The sequence below is a fragment of the Flexivirga endophytica genome (assembly GCF_014640635.1).
Taxonomy (GTDB): domain Bacteria; phylum Actinomycetota; class Actinomycetes; order Actinomycetales; family Dermatophilaceae; genus Flexivirga; species Flexivirga endophytica.
The window spans coordinates 372,631-388,418 of the sequence record NZ_BMHI01000002.1 but is presented as its reverse complement, the minus strand read 5'-3'; the positions used below and the strand labels follow the sequence as shown (position 1 = coordinate 388,418).

Below are 15,788 nucleotides of genomic sequence, written 5' to 3'. Positions count from 1 at the left end.
TGAGACACTGCACCGTATGGCGAACGCCCCCGCAGCAGCCTCGGCCCTTGCACTGCTGCAGTTGCTGGCCCGGCACGCGGAGCCGATGCCGGCCGCCGCGATCGCCCGCGAGCTGCAGCTACCGCGGTCCTCGACCTACCACTTGCTGGCCGTCCTCGCGGACACCGGTTTCGTGACGCATCTGTCCGACGAACGCCGCTGGGGCCTGGGTGTCGCCGCGTTCGAGCTCGGGACGGCTTACGTCCGCCAGGCCCCGCTGCAGCGCATCGCCCGACCGGTGCTCAGCCGGTTGGTCGAGGGCACCACGCACAACGCGCACCTCGCGGTGTTGCACGGACGCGACGTGTTCTACGTGATCGAGGAGCGCGCTCCCCGGCGGCCGTCACTGGTCACCGACGTCGGCGTGCGTCTGCCGGCAGCCGTGACCGCGTCGGGGCTGGCACTGCTCGCGGCGCTGCCCGCCCAGCAGGTGCGTGCGCTCTACCCCGACCGCGAGTCGTTCGTGCAGCGCAACGGACTCGGGCCGCTGTCGCTCACTGCCCTCAACTCGGAACTCGCCCAAGTGCGCAGACGCGGGTATGCCGTCGAGACCGGCTCCGTCTCCATCGGATTCGCCTCCGTCGCGGTGGCCGCGCTGGACCACAACGGCAGTCCCGCGGCCGGCATCGCGGTGACCTATCCGGCGGAGGACCCGCCGGCGGCCGGTCCACTCGTCGCGGCCGTGCGCTCGGCAGCCGCCGACCTGAGCCGACGCCTCGGCCACCGTATCCCGCCACCGCACCCCGCCGAATGACGGCATGGAGATCTCAGGCCGCTCCGCGCGATTGCTCAGCGAGCAGGCGAAGCACCCCACGCGCGGCCCGGCGGCCGGCACGCGTCGCACCCAGCGTGGAGGCGCTCGGGCCGTATCCCACCACGAAGAGCCGAGGCTCCTTGACCAGCGACACGTCGTCGCGCGCCACGAGCAACCCGCCACCGGATTCGCGCAGCTTCAGTGGCGCGAGATGTCCCAGTGATGCGCGGAATCCGGTCGCCCAGAGGATCACGTCGACGTCCTCGTGGCTGCCGTCCGTGAAATCGACACCGTGCTCGGTGAGCCGGGCGATCCGGCCACGGCTGACGAGCGTGCCGCGGGCGATGCCGGCCTCATACTCCGGACGTCGCAGCAGACCGGTGTTGGAGACGACCGAACCCGCCGGCAGGCCGGCACGCGTCTTCGCTGCGACGCGCCGCTCCACCTCGGCGCCCCAGCGCGGGTCGACGGTGCGCTCCGTCCACTGCGGCGGGCGGCGGGTGGACCAGACGGTGGCGACGTCATACCGCTCGAGAAGCAGGAGGAACTGCACCGCGGACGCTCCGCCGCCTACGACGAGAACGCGCTTGCCGCGGAAGTCCTCGGGCGCGCGGAAATCGCGGGTGGTCAGCTGCTGCCCACCGAAACGCCCCGGATAACGAGGCACATACGGCCGGTCCCAGGTGCCGGTCGCACTGACCACGGCGTCAGTGACGTAGGCGCGTCGTGCATCGTCGTGCGCAGCCTGCACGAGCAGTCGCCCGTCGCCGGCCTCCTCGACGGAGGTCACCTTCCAGGGCCGCTGCACGCGGAGATCCTCGTGCCGTTCGTAGTCGCCGTAGTAGCGCTTGACCACCTCGCGTGCCGGCTCGGTCGGGTCGGGCCGGCCGAGCGGGAAGTCGGGCAGGTCGTGTATGCCGTGAACGTCGTCCAGGGTCAGCGCGTCCCAGCGGTGGCTCCACGCGCCACCCGGCGTGGGATTGGCGTCCAGCACGTCGAAGTCGATGCCCGGCGCGAGTCCGCCCTTGCGCAGGAAGTGCGCGGCCGACAACCCGGCCTGTCCGGCACCGATCACGACGGCTGCGCGCTGCAGCGTCGTCACGTCCGGGGCACTCATATCCATGCGAACGGCGTCGACAACGCGGTCATTCCCGCCGAGCGGGACCTCGAGACGTTCCCCCGCTTCGCGCCTTCACTCCTCGGTCACCGCTGGTGGAAGGATGCTCACGTGACGAGCACCCGTGCCGAGCGTGAAGCCGACCTGCGCACCTACTACGACAACGAGGCTCGCGATCGCCGGGCGAACCACCTCCCGGCCGACCGTCTCGAGCACCGCGACACGTTCGTCACCTTGTTGCAGCAGGAGGGGCGCTCGTCGATCGTCGAGGTCGGCACCGGCCCGGGTCGCGACTCGATCGCCTTCCGGGACTCCGGTTTCGCCATACGGGGCATCGACCTGGCACCCGCGAGCGTGGCGCTCTGTGTCGAGGCCGGGCTCGACGTCCGGACCGGCTCGGTCCTCGAACTCCCCTTCGAGACGGGCGAGTTCGAGGCGGCATACACGGCCAGCACGCTGCTGCACATCGCCGACGACGACCTCGACACGGCCATCTCCGAGTTGGTGCGCGTGGTCCGACCCGGCGCGCCCGTGGCGATCGGTGTCTGGGGCGCGGAGACGACCCGCGAACAGCACTGGGGCGACGCGTCATACGGGCCACCCCGGTTCTTCGCCCTGCGCAGCGACGACGACCTGCGCGCTGCCCTCGGCCGACACGGGATCGTCGAATCCTTCGAGACGTGGCCGGCCGAGGCCCAGAGCGACCTGCACTACCAGTGGGCGGTGCTGCGCACACAGATCGAGCGCGACTGACTAACGTCGACACCATGCGTGCGATCACCCTGCCGAGCTTCGGCGACGAGTCCGTGCTGACCCTCTCCGAGATCCCCGCACCCACGATCGGCGACGACGAGGTGCTCGTCGACGTGGCGGCCGCGGGCGTCAACCGCGCGGACCTCATGCAACGCCAAGGGTTTTATCCACCACCCGAGGGCGAGTCCGACATCCCCGGCCTCGAGGTCAGCGGCACGATCAGCGCCGTGGGCTCGGCCGTCAGCGGCTGGTCGGTCGGTGATCGGGTCTGCGCCCTGCTGGCCGGTGGCGGGTATGCCGAGCAGGTCGCGGTGCCCGTCGGGCAACTCCTGCCCGTGCCCACCGGCCTTGACCTCGTCGAGGCGGCTGCGTTGCCGGAGGTCGTGTGCACCGTCTGGTCCAACGTGTTCATGACCGCGCGGCTGCACCCGGGCGAGCTGCTGCTCGCGCACGGTGGGTCCAGCGGCATCGGGACGATGGCGATCCAGCTGGCCAAGGCGTTCGGCTCCCGGGTCGCGGTGACCGCGGGCTCCGCGGAGAAGCTGGAGCGCTGTGCGGAGCTGGGCGCCGACATACTGATCAACTACCGCGAGCAGGATTTCGTCGAAGTCGTCGCCGTCGAGGGCGGCGCCGACGTGATCCTGGACGTCGTGGGCGCGAAGTACCTCTCCCGCAACGTCGAGGCACTGGCCAAGGACGGGCGGCTGGACATCATCGGCATGCAGGGTGGCCGCAAGGCCGAGCTGGACATCGCGGCGTTGCTGGCCAAGCGCGGCTCGATCATCGCGCTCGGCCTGCGGGCGCGCGACCGCGCCGACAAGGCCAAGGTCGTGGCAAGCGTCCGCGAGCACGTCTGGCCGCTGCTGGAGAGCGGCACCGTGCGACCGATCGTGCAGGAGACGTTGCCCTTGGACCGGGCAGCTGACGCCCACCGCGCGCTCGCCGAGTCCCAGCACGTCGGCAAGCTGCTACTGACAACATGATCACCCCGATTTCCTTCGTGCAATACATCGAAGACGATGTGGACCGGCGGTTTGGCAGGATGGGCGTATGACGCCTGACGAGCCCAAGCAGGAGACCCAGGACGACCAGCAACGGATCGTCGTCGTGACCCAGGACGGTATGGGCGTGGCGAGCCCGCCCAAGAGCGATGACGACGGCGACGACACCGAGGCCAACACGACCGTCGAGGAGAACCCCGCGGATCTGGTGGAACAGCCCGCGAAGGTCATGCGGATCGGCTCGATGATCAAGCAGTTGCTCGAAGAGGTCCGCAACGCTCCGCTCGACGACGCCGGTCGCCGGCGGCTGGCCGACATCCACCAGCGGTCGATCGGGGAGCTGAAGGAAGGTCTGGCCCCTGAACTCGTCGAGGAGCTCGAGCGCATCGCCCTCCCGTTCACCGACGAGGCGCCGAGCGACGCCGAGCTGCGCATCGCCCAGGCCCAGCTGGTCGGTTGGCTCGAAGGACTCTTCCACGGCATACAGACCGCGATCGTCGCCCAGCAGATGGCGGCACAAGCACAGTTGCAGGCCATGCGACGCGGACTGCCCGCCGGGCACAGCGGCGAGGCGGGCCACGACCTGCCGACGACCCCGACCGGGCAGTACCTCTGAGCGTCGCGACACCGCCCCGACACGATCACTGGGCGGACACCCCCGCGGCCCGGTCCTGGCTCTCCGGGGTCGTAATCTTCGTGGTGGTACGCACCGTCGGTGCGTGGTGGCTGCTGTATGTCGGGGACCGCAACGGTAAGTCCCTGCACGACATGCTCGCGTCCTGGGACGGCCAGTGGATGCTGGCACTCGCCGGCCGCGGCTACGACGACATCCCGGCCCACCTGACGGACGCGCACGGCGGGCACTCCCCCGACACGGCATACGCCTTCTTCCCCGGCTACCCGATGGTCGTGCGGGCCCTCGACGCACTGCCCGGCATGAGCACGTATGCCGCAGCGATCGCGATCAGCCTGGTCGCCGGAGCGGCGGCGACCGTCGCGGCATACCGGATCGGCCGGTGGTGTGCACTGCGCAGATGGCCCGCAGACGAGGACCGTGGCGACCGCACCGGTCTCCTGATGGCCGTCCTCTTCGCCGCCACACCGATGAGCGTCGTGCTGACGATGGCCTACACCGAGGCGATCTATTGCGCATTCGCCGGCTGGGCGTTGTGGATGATCCTCGAAAAGCGTTGGATCGCAGCGGGTTTGCTCACCGTGTGCGCCGGCGCCACACGCACCACGGCTGTCGGACTGATCGCGGTGCTGCTGATCGCGGCGTTCCTGGCCCGCCGGGACGGCTGGCGGCCATGGGTGGGTGGGGCGATCGCCCCGCTCGGCTGGCTCGGCTGGATCGTGTTCGTCGGCATCCGCGTAGGCGCGCCCAACGGTTGGTTCCAGGTCCAGAGCGACGGCTGGGACACCCGCTTCGACGTCGGCCTCTCGACGCTGCGTTACCTGCGGGACACGTTGTCGCTCAACCAGACAGCGGGCGATGTCTTCACCGCCTGGGTGATCCTGGCGACCGTCTGCCTGATCGTGCTTGCGTTCGTGACCCGATTGCCCTGGCAGGTGAGCCTTTACGGCACACTCGCCGCCTCCACGGTGCTGCTGTCGACCGGCCTGATGAACTCCCGCGTGCGACTGCTGCTGCCCGCGTTCGTGCTGCTCACTCCCGTCGCGCTCGCCCTTGCACAACGCTCACGGACCACCCAGGTGACCGTCGGCGTCGCCACCACGGTCACCAGCGCGTGGTTCGGTGCTTACATGCTCGGGATCTATCCCTACGCGATCTGAAGCGCTCCAGGGCTTCACACCCGGCGGGCGAGGTGCACCGTGAGGTCGGCCAGGAGTTCGACCGTCTCGGGCAGGACGTCACGGATCGCCGCGAGCACAGCGACCCGGTCCTCGTCGGACAGCACGAGGTATGCCGAGACGGTCGACAGATAGCCGATCCAGTCGGCGGCACGCAGTGTCAACCGCTGCTCGACCACGAGCTCACGGACATCGGTGAAGCGCCGGTCCGCCACGAGTTCGGTTGCCGGCCAGTGCAATCCGTCGTCGGACAGCTCCACCGGTCCTGCCGGCGAATCATCGACCAGCCACGGCCTTTGGGCCGCCGCCACGGCTGCTGCCAGCCCCGCATCCGCCAGCTCGGGTGCGCCGCCGAAGTTCGCAAAGACGCCACCGGGCACGAGCAAGTCCGCAACCCGATCCCAACGCCCGACCGGATCGGTCCAGTGCAAGGCGGCAGCGACGAAGACCAGGTCGACCGGCTCGACCCGAGGTAGCGCCTCGAGCGTCGCGGTGATCGTCGGCACATCCGGAACCGACTGCTGCAACTGCGCGACCATCCCAGAGTCCGGCTCACTCGCTGTGACCGGAATGCCCTGTCGCACAAACACTCTGGTCGCCTTGCCGGTGCCCGCGCCGAGCTCCAGGGACGATTCGATCGGACGCCCGGCATACTCGCGAACGAGCTGGACCACCTCAGCCGGATACTCCGGTCGATACCGCTCGTATGCCGCGGCCGCGACGCCGAAGCTCTGCGACCTCTCGTTCGTCATTCGCACGACTATTGTGACCTGACCCGTCGCCGGCAACCGTTTTCTCTCGGGCGGTGCGGGGTAGGACATCGGATCGGCACGACAACAACGACATTCACTTCGTCGGCCGTGGAAGAAGCTTGAAGTGGTATGAGGTTCGTGAAAGTGTTCCTGCCTCGGTCGGAACGTGCCGACCATCATCCGCGGACGTCGCCATGTGCGGGCCCCGCCGTAAGGAGCAGATCATGACGTTTCTGTTGTGGATCGCGGCAGTCATTCTCGTGATTGCCGGGATAGTCACCCTCATCAAGGGCGGCATCATTCTGGGCATCGTGCTGATCGTCGTCGGTCTCGCCGTCGGTCCCGGCGGTTGGAGCGTCATCAAGCGGCGTTGATCGAGCGGGGCGCAGGAGAGCACCACTTGGCTTCTGACGCCTCGGACCGGACGCGGCCGCAGCACCCCACGGGTGCTGCGGCCCACGCATGTCCGCAAAACGCCCGGTGGGTGGACGACCGGTCAGTCCAACACCGACCCCGGCCGTGGCTCGTGGTGCACTGCGCGCACCGCGGCAAGCACACGCGCCGTGGCCCGGTCCACGTCGGTCCAATCGTCCAGGGGCAGCCATTCGTATGACGTCGCCTCGCTCCCGACGTCCACCACCGGCTCGCGGTCGCACGTGACCCGGAACAGCACGTCGATGTGCCGCAGTTTCGTCTCGAACGTGGTCGCGATGACGTCGCCGGCGTCGATGCGGATCCCGGTCTCCTCCATCACTTCTCGCGCGACGCTTTCCGCAGGGTGCTCGCCCTTCTCGACCAACCCACCGGGAAGGCTCACCCCACGCCGGTGACTCTGCCGCAGCGCGAGGAGCCGCCCGTCATACTCGATGAGCGCCACCGCTCCGACCGTGAAGGTCGGCGATGCGATCCGGATGAACGGCCACACGACCGGCGACGGCACCAGCCGGAAGAGGCGCAGGCCGAGCCGCCGCACCGGTCCGATCTGCTCGGAGGCCATCAACCCACCTGCGCGGCCGCCGCGCGGCCGGCCGACCGCCCGGAGAAGATGCAACCGCCCAGGAAGGTGCCCTCCAGCGAGTTGTACCCGTGCACGCCGCCACCGCCGAAACCGGCAGCCTCGCCCGCAGCGAACAGGCCCTCAATCGGCTGCCCAGCGGGGTCGAGCACCCGGGACTGCAGGTCGGTCTGCAGGCCTCCCAACGACTTTCGGGTAAGCACGTGCAGCTTGACACCGATCAGCGGACCGGCTGCCGGGTCGAGGATGCGGTGCGGTTTCGCGACCCGGATCAACCGGTCCCCGCGATAGCGCCGCGCACCGTGTATGGCGGTCAACTGCGCATCCTTGGTGAATGGGTTCGCCACCTCGCGGTCCCGCTCGACGATCTGCTGCTCCACCTTGGTGGCATCCAGCAGCGGCTCCGGGGTCAACGCGTTCATCCGGTCGACAAGAGTCGAAATATCATCTGCGACAACGAAATCCGCGCCCTTCTGTTTGAACGCCTCCACCGGTCCCGGCGCGCCCTTGCGCACCCGCGACGCGAGCAGCTTCAGGTCCTTGTTCGTGATGTCCGGGTTCTGCTCGGAGCCCGACAGCGCGAACTCCTTCTCGATGATCTTCTGGGTCACCACGAACCACGAGTGGTCGTATGGCGCCAGGTCCGGCGTCGTCCGCAGGTGCCGAAGTGTCCCGAGCGTGTCGAAACCCGGCAGGTAGGGATACGGCAACCGCCGCCCGAGCGCGTCGAACCACAGCGGCGACGGTCCGGGCAGGATGCGGATGGCGTGCTGCGGCCACACCGGGTCCCAGTTGCGGATGCCTTCCACGTAGTGCCACATGCGATCGCGATTGACGGTCCGCGCACCGGCCTGCTCGGTGATCTCGACCATCCGGCCGTCGACGTATGCCGGCACCCCGGTGATCATCTCTCGCGGCGCGGTGCCCAACCGTTGCGGCCACCACTTGCGGACCATCTCGTGGTTGCCGCCGATGCCTCCACTGCTCACGATGACGGCCTGCGCGCTCAGCTCGAAGTCGCCGACCTCGTCCCGCGATGACTCCTCGCCACGAGGAACGTTGTCCTCCTTGAGGATCCGGCCGCGCACGCCGGTCACCGCAGCGCCGTCGCGGATCAACTCGTCAACGCGGTGTCGGTGCAGGAATCGCACATGTCCGGTCTCGACCGCGGCGAGCGCGGTGTCGACGAACGGCTTGACCACGCCCGTGCCGGTGCCCCAGGTGATGTGGAAGCGCGGCACCGAGTTGCCGTGACCGTTCGCCCGGCCGTCGCCCCGCTCGGCCCAACCGACGATCCCCAGCCAGCCCATGCCGCGTTCCTTCAGCCAGGCGCGCTTCTCCCCGGCCGCGAAGTCGACATACGCACGCGCCCACTTGCTGGCCCAGCTGTCCTCGTCGTCCAGCCGGTCGAACCCGGCACTGCCCTGCCAGTCCTGCCAGGCGAGGTCGACGGAGTCCTTGATGCCCATCCGGCGCTGTTCGGGCGAGTCGACGAAGAACAGGCCACCGAAGGACCACCAGGCCTGCCCGCCGAGGTTGGCCGCGCTCTCCTGGTCGACGATGATGACCTTCTTGCCTGCGGTCACGAGCTCGCCCGCTGCGACGAGTCCGGCGAGGCCGGCCCCGACGATGATCACGTCAGCATCCATGGGTGCACCTTTCGAAGTCGAGGTCGCACCAACCTACCCGCCGGTACCGCTTCCGGGGTGCGTGAGTCGTGCGACTCGGTCGCCCGGTGCTGTTGACTTGCCTCATGGCAGCCGATTTCGACACCACTGTCGAGCAGTTGTATGCCGGGCCCCCGGATGAGTTCATCGCTCAGCGCGACGCCGCGGCCAAGCAGGCGCGAGCTGCCGGAGACAAGGAACTCGCCGACCGCATCAAGCAACTGCGTCGCCCCTCCGCAGCTGCGGCGCTGATCAACCAGTTCCGCCGCGACCCCGACAGGTCGGGCATCGACGACCTCCTCGACCTCGGCGGGCGGCTCCGCGGAGCGCAGTCCACGCTGGACGTGAAGTCGATGAAATCCCTGAGCGCCGAGCGCAATTCGCTGATCACCCGGCTGGTGCAGGACATCGTCGACTCAGCGGACGAGCCGGTCTCGGGGTCCGTGCGCGAGCAGCTCTCCGACACGTTCACCGCAGCAGTGGCCGACGCCGACGCCGGGCACGCCGTAGGCAGCGGGCGGTTGGTGAACAGCCTGCGCTACAGCGGTTTCGGAGAAGTGGACCTCAGCGACGCCGTGGCCGCTCCCCTGCCGGCCGAGTCACCCGAGGCGAGCGCACCGGACGCCGCCTCGACCGCGGCACCGTCTGCTGCTGAGCCCACGGACGACGCCACCCAGCCCACGAAGGAGGAGGCTCAGCAGGCGGCGGAACGCTCCGCCGAGCAGGAGCGACTGGCCGCGCAGCGGCGTCTCGCCGACGCCCGCACCACATTGTCAGCAGCTCGACGCGCTGAGGATGCGGCACTGAAGTCGGCCGAGCTTGCCGAGCGCGCGCTGAAGGCAGCCCGGCAGACGGCAAAACGGGCCCGCACCCGAGCCGAGGAGGCGTCGGCCGCGCGAACAGCGGCCGAGGAGTCCGTCGACGCGGCCGAAGCCGACAGCACTACTGGCTCGTGAGGACCTTCTGGCAGTAGGAACGCAGCTTCTCCGAGTCGGTGTTGTATGTCGACGGGTCGACAGTCTTGCCGGCGAAGCGGTTGGCGGCCATCGTGTCGAGGTCGCCGGCGACGGCCTTGACGCGCACGGTGAAGCTCTTCTGGCCGGCCTTCTTCTCCAGCCCGCGCAGCGTGGTGGCGGTGGTGCGGAAGTTCTTGGCGGCCGCGTCCAGCTTGCTCTTGGACTGCGAGCTCACCGCGGTGTTCCACTGGCTGATCGCGGCGTTGCTCTTGGTGTTGGCGGTCTTGCAGGCGGCGACCGGGTCCGTCTTGACCGCGGGCTTGGTGCTCTTCTTCGCGCTGCTGGACGACGACGGCTTGGACGACTTCGAGGACGAGGCCGACTTCGAGGACGAGCTCGCGCTGTTCATCACCGAACGGCTGGCGGACGGTGCGCTGCTGGAGGTCGTCGACGACGAGGTCGTCGCGGTGCTCGAGGAGGCGGGGGAGGTAGAGGCACCCGTGGAGTCGCCGCCGGAGCAGGCGCTCAGTGCGACGACACCGCATGCAGCGGCAGCGACGACGCTCAGTCGACGGGCGTGGGCCTGGGTAGTGCGCATCGCAACAGAATGCCCGGGGATTCTGTCAGTTTCCAAATCGCGTGACCCTCGTCACCGCGATCCCCTTGTTCCTCGGGTCTCGACGTTGCCCTGCGCTCAGACGTCGTTCGCTGCGATCGCTCATGCCCCGGCGGAGAGCGCCCCTCGCGCGATCGCAGCGGGGTGCGAATCGGCCCAGCGAAGGATCTCGTCGGCGACCCATTCAGGGTGGTCGAGCATCGGCGTGTGGCCCTTGTCGGCGCCCTCGACATACGTCCAGTGCGGGTGCGCAGCGGCCAGCGCGCGAGCGGTCCGCACGTGCACGAGACGATCCTGTGCGCCGTGCAACAGCAGCGTCGGCTGGATGATCCGGTGCATCTGCTGGGCGAAGCGCCCCCGCCGAAACAGTTGCCAGAGCAGCGATTTGGTCGCCGACAAGTATTGCGCGTCCGTGTTGCCGACACGGTCCGGTCGCTGGAGCGCTTCGTCCAGGTGCAGTTTGTAGAGCTCGGGGCTGATCCGGTCGAAGTCGGAGGTCACCAGCCGCATGGTGAACTCGACCTGCTTCTCCACCGGCACTCGCTTCCCCTGACCGGCGAGCATCCGCGGGCCGACAACCGGCATGGCGCTGATGCCGAACCCGACGAGCACCATCGGGTCCGGACGACCCACGGGCGTCGGCGGTATGGCGGGATCGATCAACACCGCTCCGGCGACTGCTCGCTTGTCCAGCGCGGCGAGCTGCGCTGCCAGCAACCCGCCCATCGAGTTGCCCACGACGACGGCAGGGCGGTCCTCGCAGGTGCTGAGCACGAAACGACGCAGCAACTGCAGGTTGGCCGTGACCGTCGACTGCTCGGGCGACGTCCGGGTGAGCCCGTGACCACCGAGATCGAGTGCGACGACGCGACCACGCTCGGCCAGCGACGGCATGACGTCGGCCCAATTGGCCCAGGAACCACCCAGGCCGTGCACCAGGACGAAACGCGGGCCGTCCTTGGGCCCGTCCTCCGTCACGTAATGAACGCGGACACCGTCGAGATCGACATACCGCTCACGAAGTTTCGCTGTGGTCACGGCCACCAACCTACGAGACCGGAGGCGGCCGTGGGATTTGGCGTAGGACACGATTCGGTACAGGGCCCTGCTCAACGCTCGCGTGCGCTGAGCACGCAGAATTCGTTGCCCTCCGGGTCCGCCAGGACCGTCCACGGCAGGTCTTCGGTCTGCCCGATGTCCACATGGGTCGCCCCGAGTTCGAGCAGCCGCGCGATCTCGGCGTCGCGGTCGTCGGACAGGTGCGGCGCGAGATCGATGTGCAGCCGGTTCTTCACCTGTTTCTCGTCCACGCCGACACCGAAAACGATCACCGGGCCGAGCGTGCGCCACTCGGTTGCCGACATCGGACCCGAACCGGTGGCGTGCTCGGGAGCGATCACCACCTCCTCGTCCGTGTCCAGCACCACCCGCCAGCCGAGGACGTTCGCCCACCAGCGCGCGAGTTTCTCCGGGTCGCCACAGTCGACCACCAGGCTGTCCCATCGCAGTGCCATCGCTGCTCATCTCCTCCTGGGTCATCCGATCAGTAGTTACCTTCCCGCTGTCCGACCTGTCGAACACGTCCACGCGTCAGTCGGGAGCCGGGCGATGTCCCGCCCGCAACACCAGCTCGAGCTCGAACCGACGATCGGCGTCGTCCAGGTCGTCGGCGAAGACGTCCCGCAGCTGGCCGAGCCGATAGCCGACGGTCTGCGGGTGCACGTGCAGCTCCTGGGCGATCCGGCCGCGCTCGCCGCGATGTTTCAGCCAGACCAGCAGGGTCTCGGCGAGCCGGTCACGCTGCTCGGGCCGCAGCTGCGACATGGGTTCCAGGCAGCGGGCGGCCAGGGCGGCCATCACCAGCGGGTCCGCGTGCAGCGCGATCGCGGTCAGGTTGTCGTCGACCCACCGGACACCGGCTCCGTCCCGCGCGAGTGCAGGTGATGCCGCCGCGACGGTTGCGGCCCGGTAGGACTCCTCGGCCTTGTCCCATGGGCGAACCGGCCCGACCCAGGCCGGCCGGCCACCCAACTTCGTGGCCAGCCGGTCGCGCTCGGCTGAGGACTCCGGCGCGCGTAGCAGTATGACGACCTCACCGGTGCGTCCACTGATCAACGCGTCGTCCCCCAGCGCGGCGCGCAGGCCCTCGCCGTCCTCGCTCGGCAGCACCACCGCGACCAGTCGCGCCGGGATCGGCCAGCCGGCCCGCCCGGCCAGCCGGCGAGCCTCGACCTCCGGCAGGTTGCCGGCCAGCATCCTGCGCAGCAGCGACTCGCGTCGCCGGTCGCGCTCGCCGACCTGGCGTGACTGTTCCTCAGTGAACCCTTCGATGCTGGCCGCCGAGATCTCGTCGATGTAGACGAAGATCGACTCTCCCAGCGGCAGCATCAGCCGCGGCTCGAGACCGACCCGGTCGGTGATCGCGGAGACGGCACGGAACGTCACTCGCGCACCCAGCCGGTATGCCGACAGCAGTGCCTCCAGCGAGCGACCGGTGCGAGCCTCGCCCACGCCGATCTGCCGATAGACCGCGCGGGTGTCCGGCATGAGCGCGGGCTCGTCACGGCCGGGCAGGTCGACGAACAGCCGACCGAGCGCGATCTCGACGCCGCGGCGTACGGCGGTGCCGAATTCGCCTTCCAGGGGGCGGGAGTACTCGGGCACCTCCTGGGGAATGCGAGAGACGATCTCCTCGACCACTTCCGGCAACGACTCCGAGAGCAGTTCACTGACGTCCCGGGGAAGCGCGGACCACGGCATCTCGGAGCCGATCAGGGTTCGGCGCGGGGTCGCATCCCGGCCGCGCCCCACCTCATCAGCCGATCCGTCGGCTGCCTCTCGGTCGGGGTGTCGGGTCGTCATACCAGAGCCTTTTGTGCTCGTGCGCTAAAACTGTGGTTCTCATTGTAGGCCCGGGACGGATGAATGAGCGCGCCAAGCCAATTACAGTAGGTGCCATGGGTTTGAAGTCGGTCGCGATGCGCGCTGCCTCTGTGTTCACGCATCCTGCGCCGCCACATGACTTCCTCGCGCTGATCAACCCGCTGTCCTCCGCCCGCCAGTTGCGTGGCGTGGTGACGGCGGTGCGGCCCGAGACGGCGCAGTCCACAACGATCGCGTTCCGGCCCGGCGACGGCTGGTCCTCGCACGATGCGGGCCAGTGGGCGCGCATCGGTGTGGAGATCGACGGCGTGCGCCAATGGCGCTCCTACTCGCTGTCCGCTCCGGCCGGCGGCGACCCGGAGATCACCGTCACGGCGTGCGGCAAGGTCTCGGCTCATCTGGCGCACGAGACCCATGTCGGCGACATCTTCTTCCTGGCTCCGCCGCAGGGCGAGTTCCTGCTGCCGACCGGGCCACGGCCGTTGCTGATGCTGACCGGCGGCAGCGGCATCACCCCGGTGATGTCGATGATCCGCACCTTGTTGCCCAAGCGCGCGGACGCCGACGTCGTGCTGATCCACTCTGCGCACGACCGCGAATCCGCTCTGTTCGGCGAGGAACTGGGCGACCTCGCGGACCGGCACGACGGTTTCCACGTCGTGCATCGCTACACGGCTGAGGACGGCCGCATCGACTTCGGCTCGGTGGCCGAGATCGACGCCCTGTGCCCCGACTGGCGCAGTCGCAAGACCTACGTCTGTGGCCCGGCCGCGATGCTGGACAACGCCGAGAATCTCTGGCGGGACGCGAACCTTCCCGGCAGTTTGACCGTTGAACGCTTCGAAACCGCCAAGCTCACCGAAGTCAGCGGCAACGGTGGCACGGTGATCTTCGAGAAGTCCGACCGCGAGGTCGAGGCCGACGCGAGCACCCCCCTGCTCGAGGTCGGCGAAGAAGCGGGTGTGCTGATGCCGAGTGGTTGCCGGATGGGCATCTGCCGGACCTGCCTCACTCCGCTACTGTCCGGCCAGGTGCGCGACTTGCGCACCGGCGAGATCAACGACACCGAAGGCGACCTCATCCAGACCTGCATCTCGGCTGCCGCCGGGACCTGCCACCTCGACATCTGATCAAGGACCCTGAAGCTCGTGACCCTGACGACTGAGACCACCGAGACCATCGAGACCACCACTGCGCCCAAGAAGCGCACGGGGGTGCTGCCCACGACCGGCGCGCCGCTGGTGCGGCCCGCCGAGGCCGCGCACCTCTCCGATGAGCAGGTGCACCAGCTCGGCGCCGAGCTGGACGCCATCCGGGACGAGGTCATCGCCGAACGCGGCGCCTCCGACGCGGCATACATCCGCCGGGTGATCCGCATCGCCCGCGGCCTGGACGCCGGCGGTCGCATCACCCTCGCCTTCAGCAAGAGCAAGACCGGCTGGGCGATCGGCACCGGCGCGATCGCGCTCTGCAAGGTCCTGGAGAACATGGAGATCGGGCACAACGTGCTGCACGGTCAGTGGGACTGGATGCGCGACCCCGACATCCACTCCACCACCTGGGAGTGGGACTTCGTGGCGCCGGCCCGCGGCTGGCAGCACACCCACAACGACATCCACCACACCTGGACCAACGTGCTGGGCAAGGACCGTGACGTCGGCTACAACATCCTGCGGGTCAGCGACGACCAGCCGTGGCAGCCGCGCGACATCTTCAACCCGATCGTCAACGCCGCGCTGTCGCCGCTGTTCGAGTGGGGCATCGCGTCATACGACCTCGAGTGGGACATGGTCAAGGCCAACCTGAAGACCAAGGAGGAGTTCGACTCCGACCTTGCGGCCTTGAAGAAGAAGGCGATCCGGATGGTCGCCAAGGACTACATCGCCACTCCCGCAGCCGGCCTGCTGGTCGGCAACTCCTTCAAACGCGGTTTGGCCGGCACCGTCGCCGCCAACTGCATCCGCAACGTGTGGGCGCACGCGGTCATCTTCTGCGGGCACTTCCCCGACGGTGTCGAGGTCTTCACCGAGGAGATGATCGACGGTGAGACGCGCGGTGACTGGTACATCCGCCAGATGCTCGGCTCGGCCAACCTGTCCGGCTCCAAGCTGTTCCACATCCTGACCGGCAACCTGTCGCACCAGATCGAGCACCACTGCTTCCCGGACCTGCCCTCGAACCGCTACATCGAGGTGGCTCCGAAGATGCGCGCCGTATGCCGCAAGTACGGCCTGCCCTACACCACGGGTCCGTTGCCCAAGCAGCTCTTCCAGACCTGGAAGAAGATCTGCCAGCTGGCGCTGCCGGACGAGAACAAGTGGGAGACCGTCAAGGCCGTCTACTCCCCCAACAAGGAGAAGCGCCGCCTCGCACGCCTCGCGCTGCCGAAGCCGCCGCCCCGCACCGCCTGACCGGCGACACGC

The 15,788-nt window shown here is 68.7% G+C and carries 17 protein-coding genes; 9 read left to right on the top strand and 8 right to left on the bottom strand.

Features of this window, described 5'->3' with window-relative positions:
• Positions 1-16 precede the first annotated feature (16 nt).
• Complete coding sequence (locus IEX71_RS06820; RefSeq protein ID WP_188836224.1) at positions 17-793, top strand: IclR family transcriptional regulator; 777 nt, start codon at positions 17-19, stop codon at positions 791-793.
• A gap of 13 nt (positions 794-806) precedes the next feature.
• On the opposite strand, the gene IEX71_RS06815 is transcribed toward IEX71_RS06820, so the two are convergent.
• Positions 807-1,916: a flavin-containing monooxygenase gene (locus IEX71_RS06815; protein ID WP_229749532.1), complete on the bottom strand. Its 1,110-nt coding sequence runs from the start codon at positions 1,914-1,916 to the stop codon at positions 807-809.
• A gap of 105 nt (positions 1,917-2,021) precedes the next feature.
• Between IEX71_RS06815 and IEX71_RS06810 the strand changes: the two genes are divergently transcribed.
• The 4 genes from IEX71_RS06810 (at position 2,022) to IEX71_RS06795 (ending at position 5,458) form a co-directional block, all read left to right on the top strand.
• The gene (locus IEX71_RS06810; RefSeq protein ID WP_188836223.1) at positions 2,022-2,663 is read left to right on the top strand and encodes a class I SAM-dependent methyltransferase; all 642 of its coding nucleotides are present in this window, start codon (positions 2,022-2,024) and stop codon (positions 2,661-2,663) included.
• A 14-nt stretch (positions 2,664-2,677) separates the two neighbouring features.
• Positions 2,678-3,646 (top strand): NAD(P)H-quinone oxidoreductase, encoded by a 969-nt coding sequence (locus IEX71_RS06805; RefSeq protein ID WP_188836222.1) that lies wholly within the window; start codon positions 2,678-2,680, stop codon positions 3,644-3,646.
• Between the two features lie 67 nt (positions 3,647-3,713).
• Entirely contained in the window at positions 3,714-4,280 is a 567-nt protein-coding gene (locus IEX71_RS06800) for a bacterial proteasome activator family protein (protein WP_229749531.1), read from the top strand.
• 80 nt (positions 4,281-4,360) lie between these two features.
• Positions 4,361-5,458, top strand: coding sequence for a glycosyltransferase 87 family protein (locus IEX71_RS06795; protein WP_188836221.1), 1,098 nt, complete (start codon positions 4,361-4,363; stop codon positions 5,456-5,458).
• Between the two features lie 14 nt (positions 5,459-5,472).
• Here IEX71_RS06795 and IEX71_RS06790 read toward each other — a convergent pair whose 3' ends face one another.
• Positions 5,473-6,228, bottom strand: coding sequence for a class I SAM-dependent methyltransferase (locus tag IEX71_RS06790; protein WP_188836220.1), 756 nt, complete (start codon positions 6,226-6,228; stop codon positions 5,473-5,475).
• 224 nt (positions 6,229-6,452) lie between these two features.
• Between IEX71_RS06790 and IEX71_RS06785 the strand changes: the two genes are divergently transcribed.
• A complete protein-coding gene (locus IEX71_RS06785) occupies positions 6,453-6,602 on the top strand; it encodes a GPGG-motif small membrane protein (protein ID WP_188836219.1) in 150 nt (49 codons plus the stop codon).
• Between the two features lie 122 nt (positions 6,603-6,724).
• Here IEX71_RS06785 and IEX71_RS06780 read toward each other — a convergent pair whose 3' ends face one another.
• Together IEX71_RS06780 and IEX71_RS06775 are read right to left on the bottom strand one after the other, a co-directional pair.
• Positions 6,725-7,225, bottom strand: a complete 501-nt coding sequence (locus IEX71_RS06780; protein WP_188836218.1) for an NUDIX hydrolase — start codon at positions 7,223-7,225, stop codon at positions 6,725-6,727.
• Entirely contained in the window at positions 7,225-8,892 is a 1,668-nt protein-coding gene (locus tag IEX71_RS06775) for an FAD-binding dehydrogenase (protein WP_188836217.1), read from the bottom strand. The genes IEX71_RS06780 and IEX71_RS06775 overlap by 1 nt, the downstream gene beginning before the upstream one ends.
• A 104-nt stretch (positions 8,893-8,996) precedes the next feature.
• Between IEX71_RS06775 and IEX71_RS06770 the strand changes: the two genes are divergently transcribed.
• A complete protein-coding gene (locus IEX71_RS06770) occupies positions 8,997-9,866 on the top strand; it encodes a hypothetical protein (RefSeq protein WP_188836216.1) in 870 nt (289 codons plus the stop codon).
• On the opposite strand, the gene IEX71_RS06765 is transcribed toward IEX71_RS06770, so the two are convergent.
• From IEX71_RS06765 to IEX71_RS06750, 4 genes are all read right to left on the bottom strand, one after another.
• Positions 9,853-10,464 (bottom strand): hypothetical protein, encoded by a 612-nt coding sequence (locus tag IEX71_RS06765; protein ID WP_188836215.1) that lies wholly within the window; start codon positions 10,462-10,464, stop codon positions 9,853-9,855. The two genes, IEX71_RS06770 and IEX71_RS06765, sit on opposite strands and share 14 nt — an antisense overlap.
• Positions 10,465-10,584: 120 nt before the next feature.
• A complete protein-coding gene (locus IEX71_RS06760) occupies positions 10,585-11,520 on the bottom strand; it encodes an alpha/beta fold hydrolase (RefSeq protein WP_188836214.1) in 936 nt (311 codons plus the stop codon).
• A 71-nt stretch (positions 11,521-11,591) separates the two neighbouring features.
• Positions 11,592-11,996, bottom strand: a complete 405-nt coding sequence (locus IEX71_RS06755; protein ID WP_188836213.1) for a VOC family protein — start codon at positions 11,994-11,996, stop codon at positions 11,592-11,594.
• Between the two features lie 76 nt (positions 11,997-12,072).
• Positions 12,073-13,344, bottom strand: coding sequence for a PucR family transcriptional regulator (locus IEX71_RS06750; protein ID WP_229749530.1), 1,272 nt, complete (start codon positions 13,342-13,344; stop codon positions 12,073-12,075).
• Between the two features lie 95 nt (positions 13,345-13,439).
• Here IEX71_RS06750 and IEX71_RS06745 point away from each other — a divergent pair, with 95 nt between their 5' ends.
• Both IEX71_RS06745 and IEX71_RS06740 read left to right on the top strand, forming a co-directional pair.
• Positions 13,440-14,495 (top strand): ferredoxin reductase, encoded by a 1,056-nt coding sequence (locus IEX71_RS06745; RefSeq protein WP_188836212.1) that lies wholly within the window; start codon positions 13,440-13,442, stop codon positions 14,493-14,495.
• Between the two features lie 18 nt (positions 14,496-14,513).
• The gene (locus tag IEX71_RS06740; RefSeq protein WP_373284576.1) at positions 14,514-15,776 is read left to right on the top strand and encodes a fatty acid desaturase family protein; all 1,263 of its coding nucleotides are present in this window, start codon (positions 14,514-14,516) and stop codon (positions 15,774-15,776) included.
• The last annotated feature ends 12 nt before the right edge of the window (positions 15,777-15,788 follow it).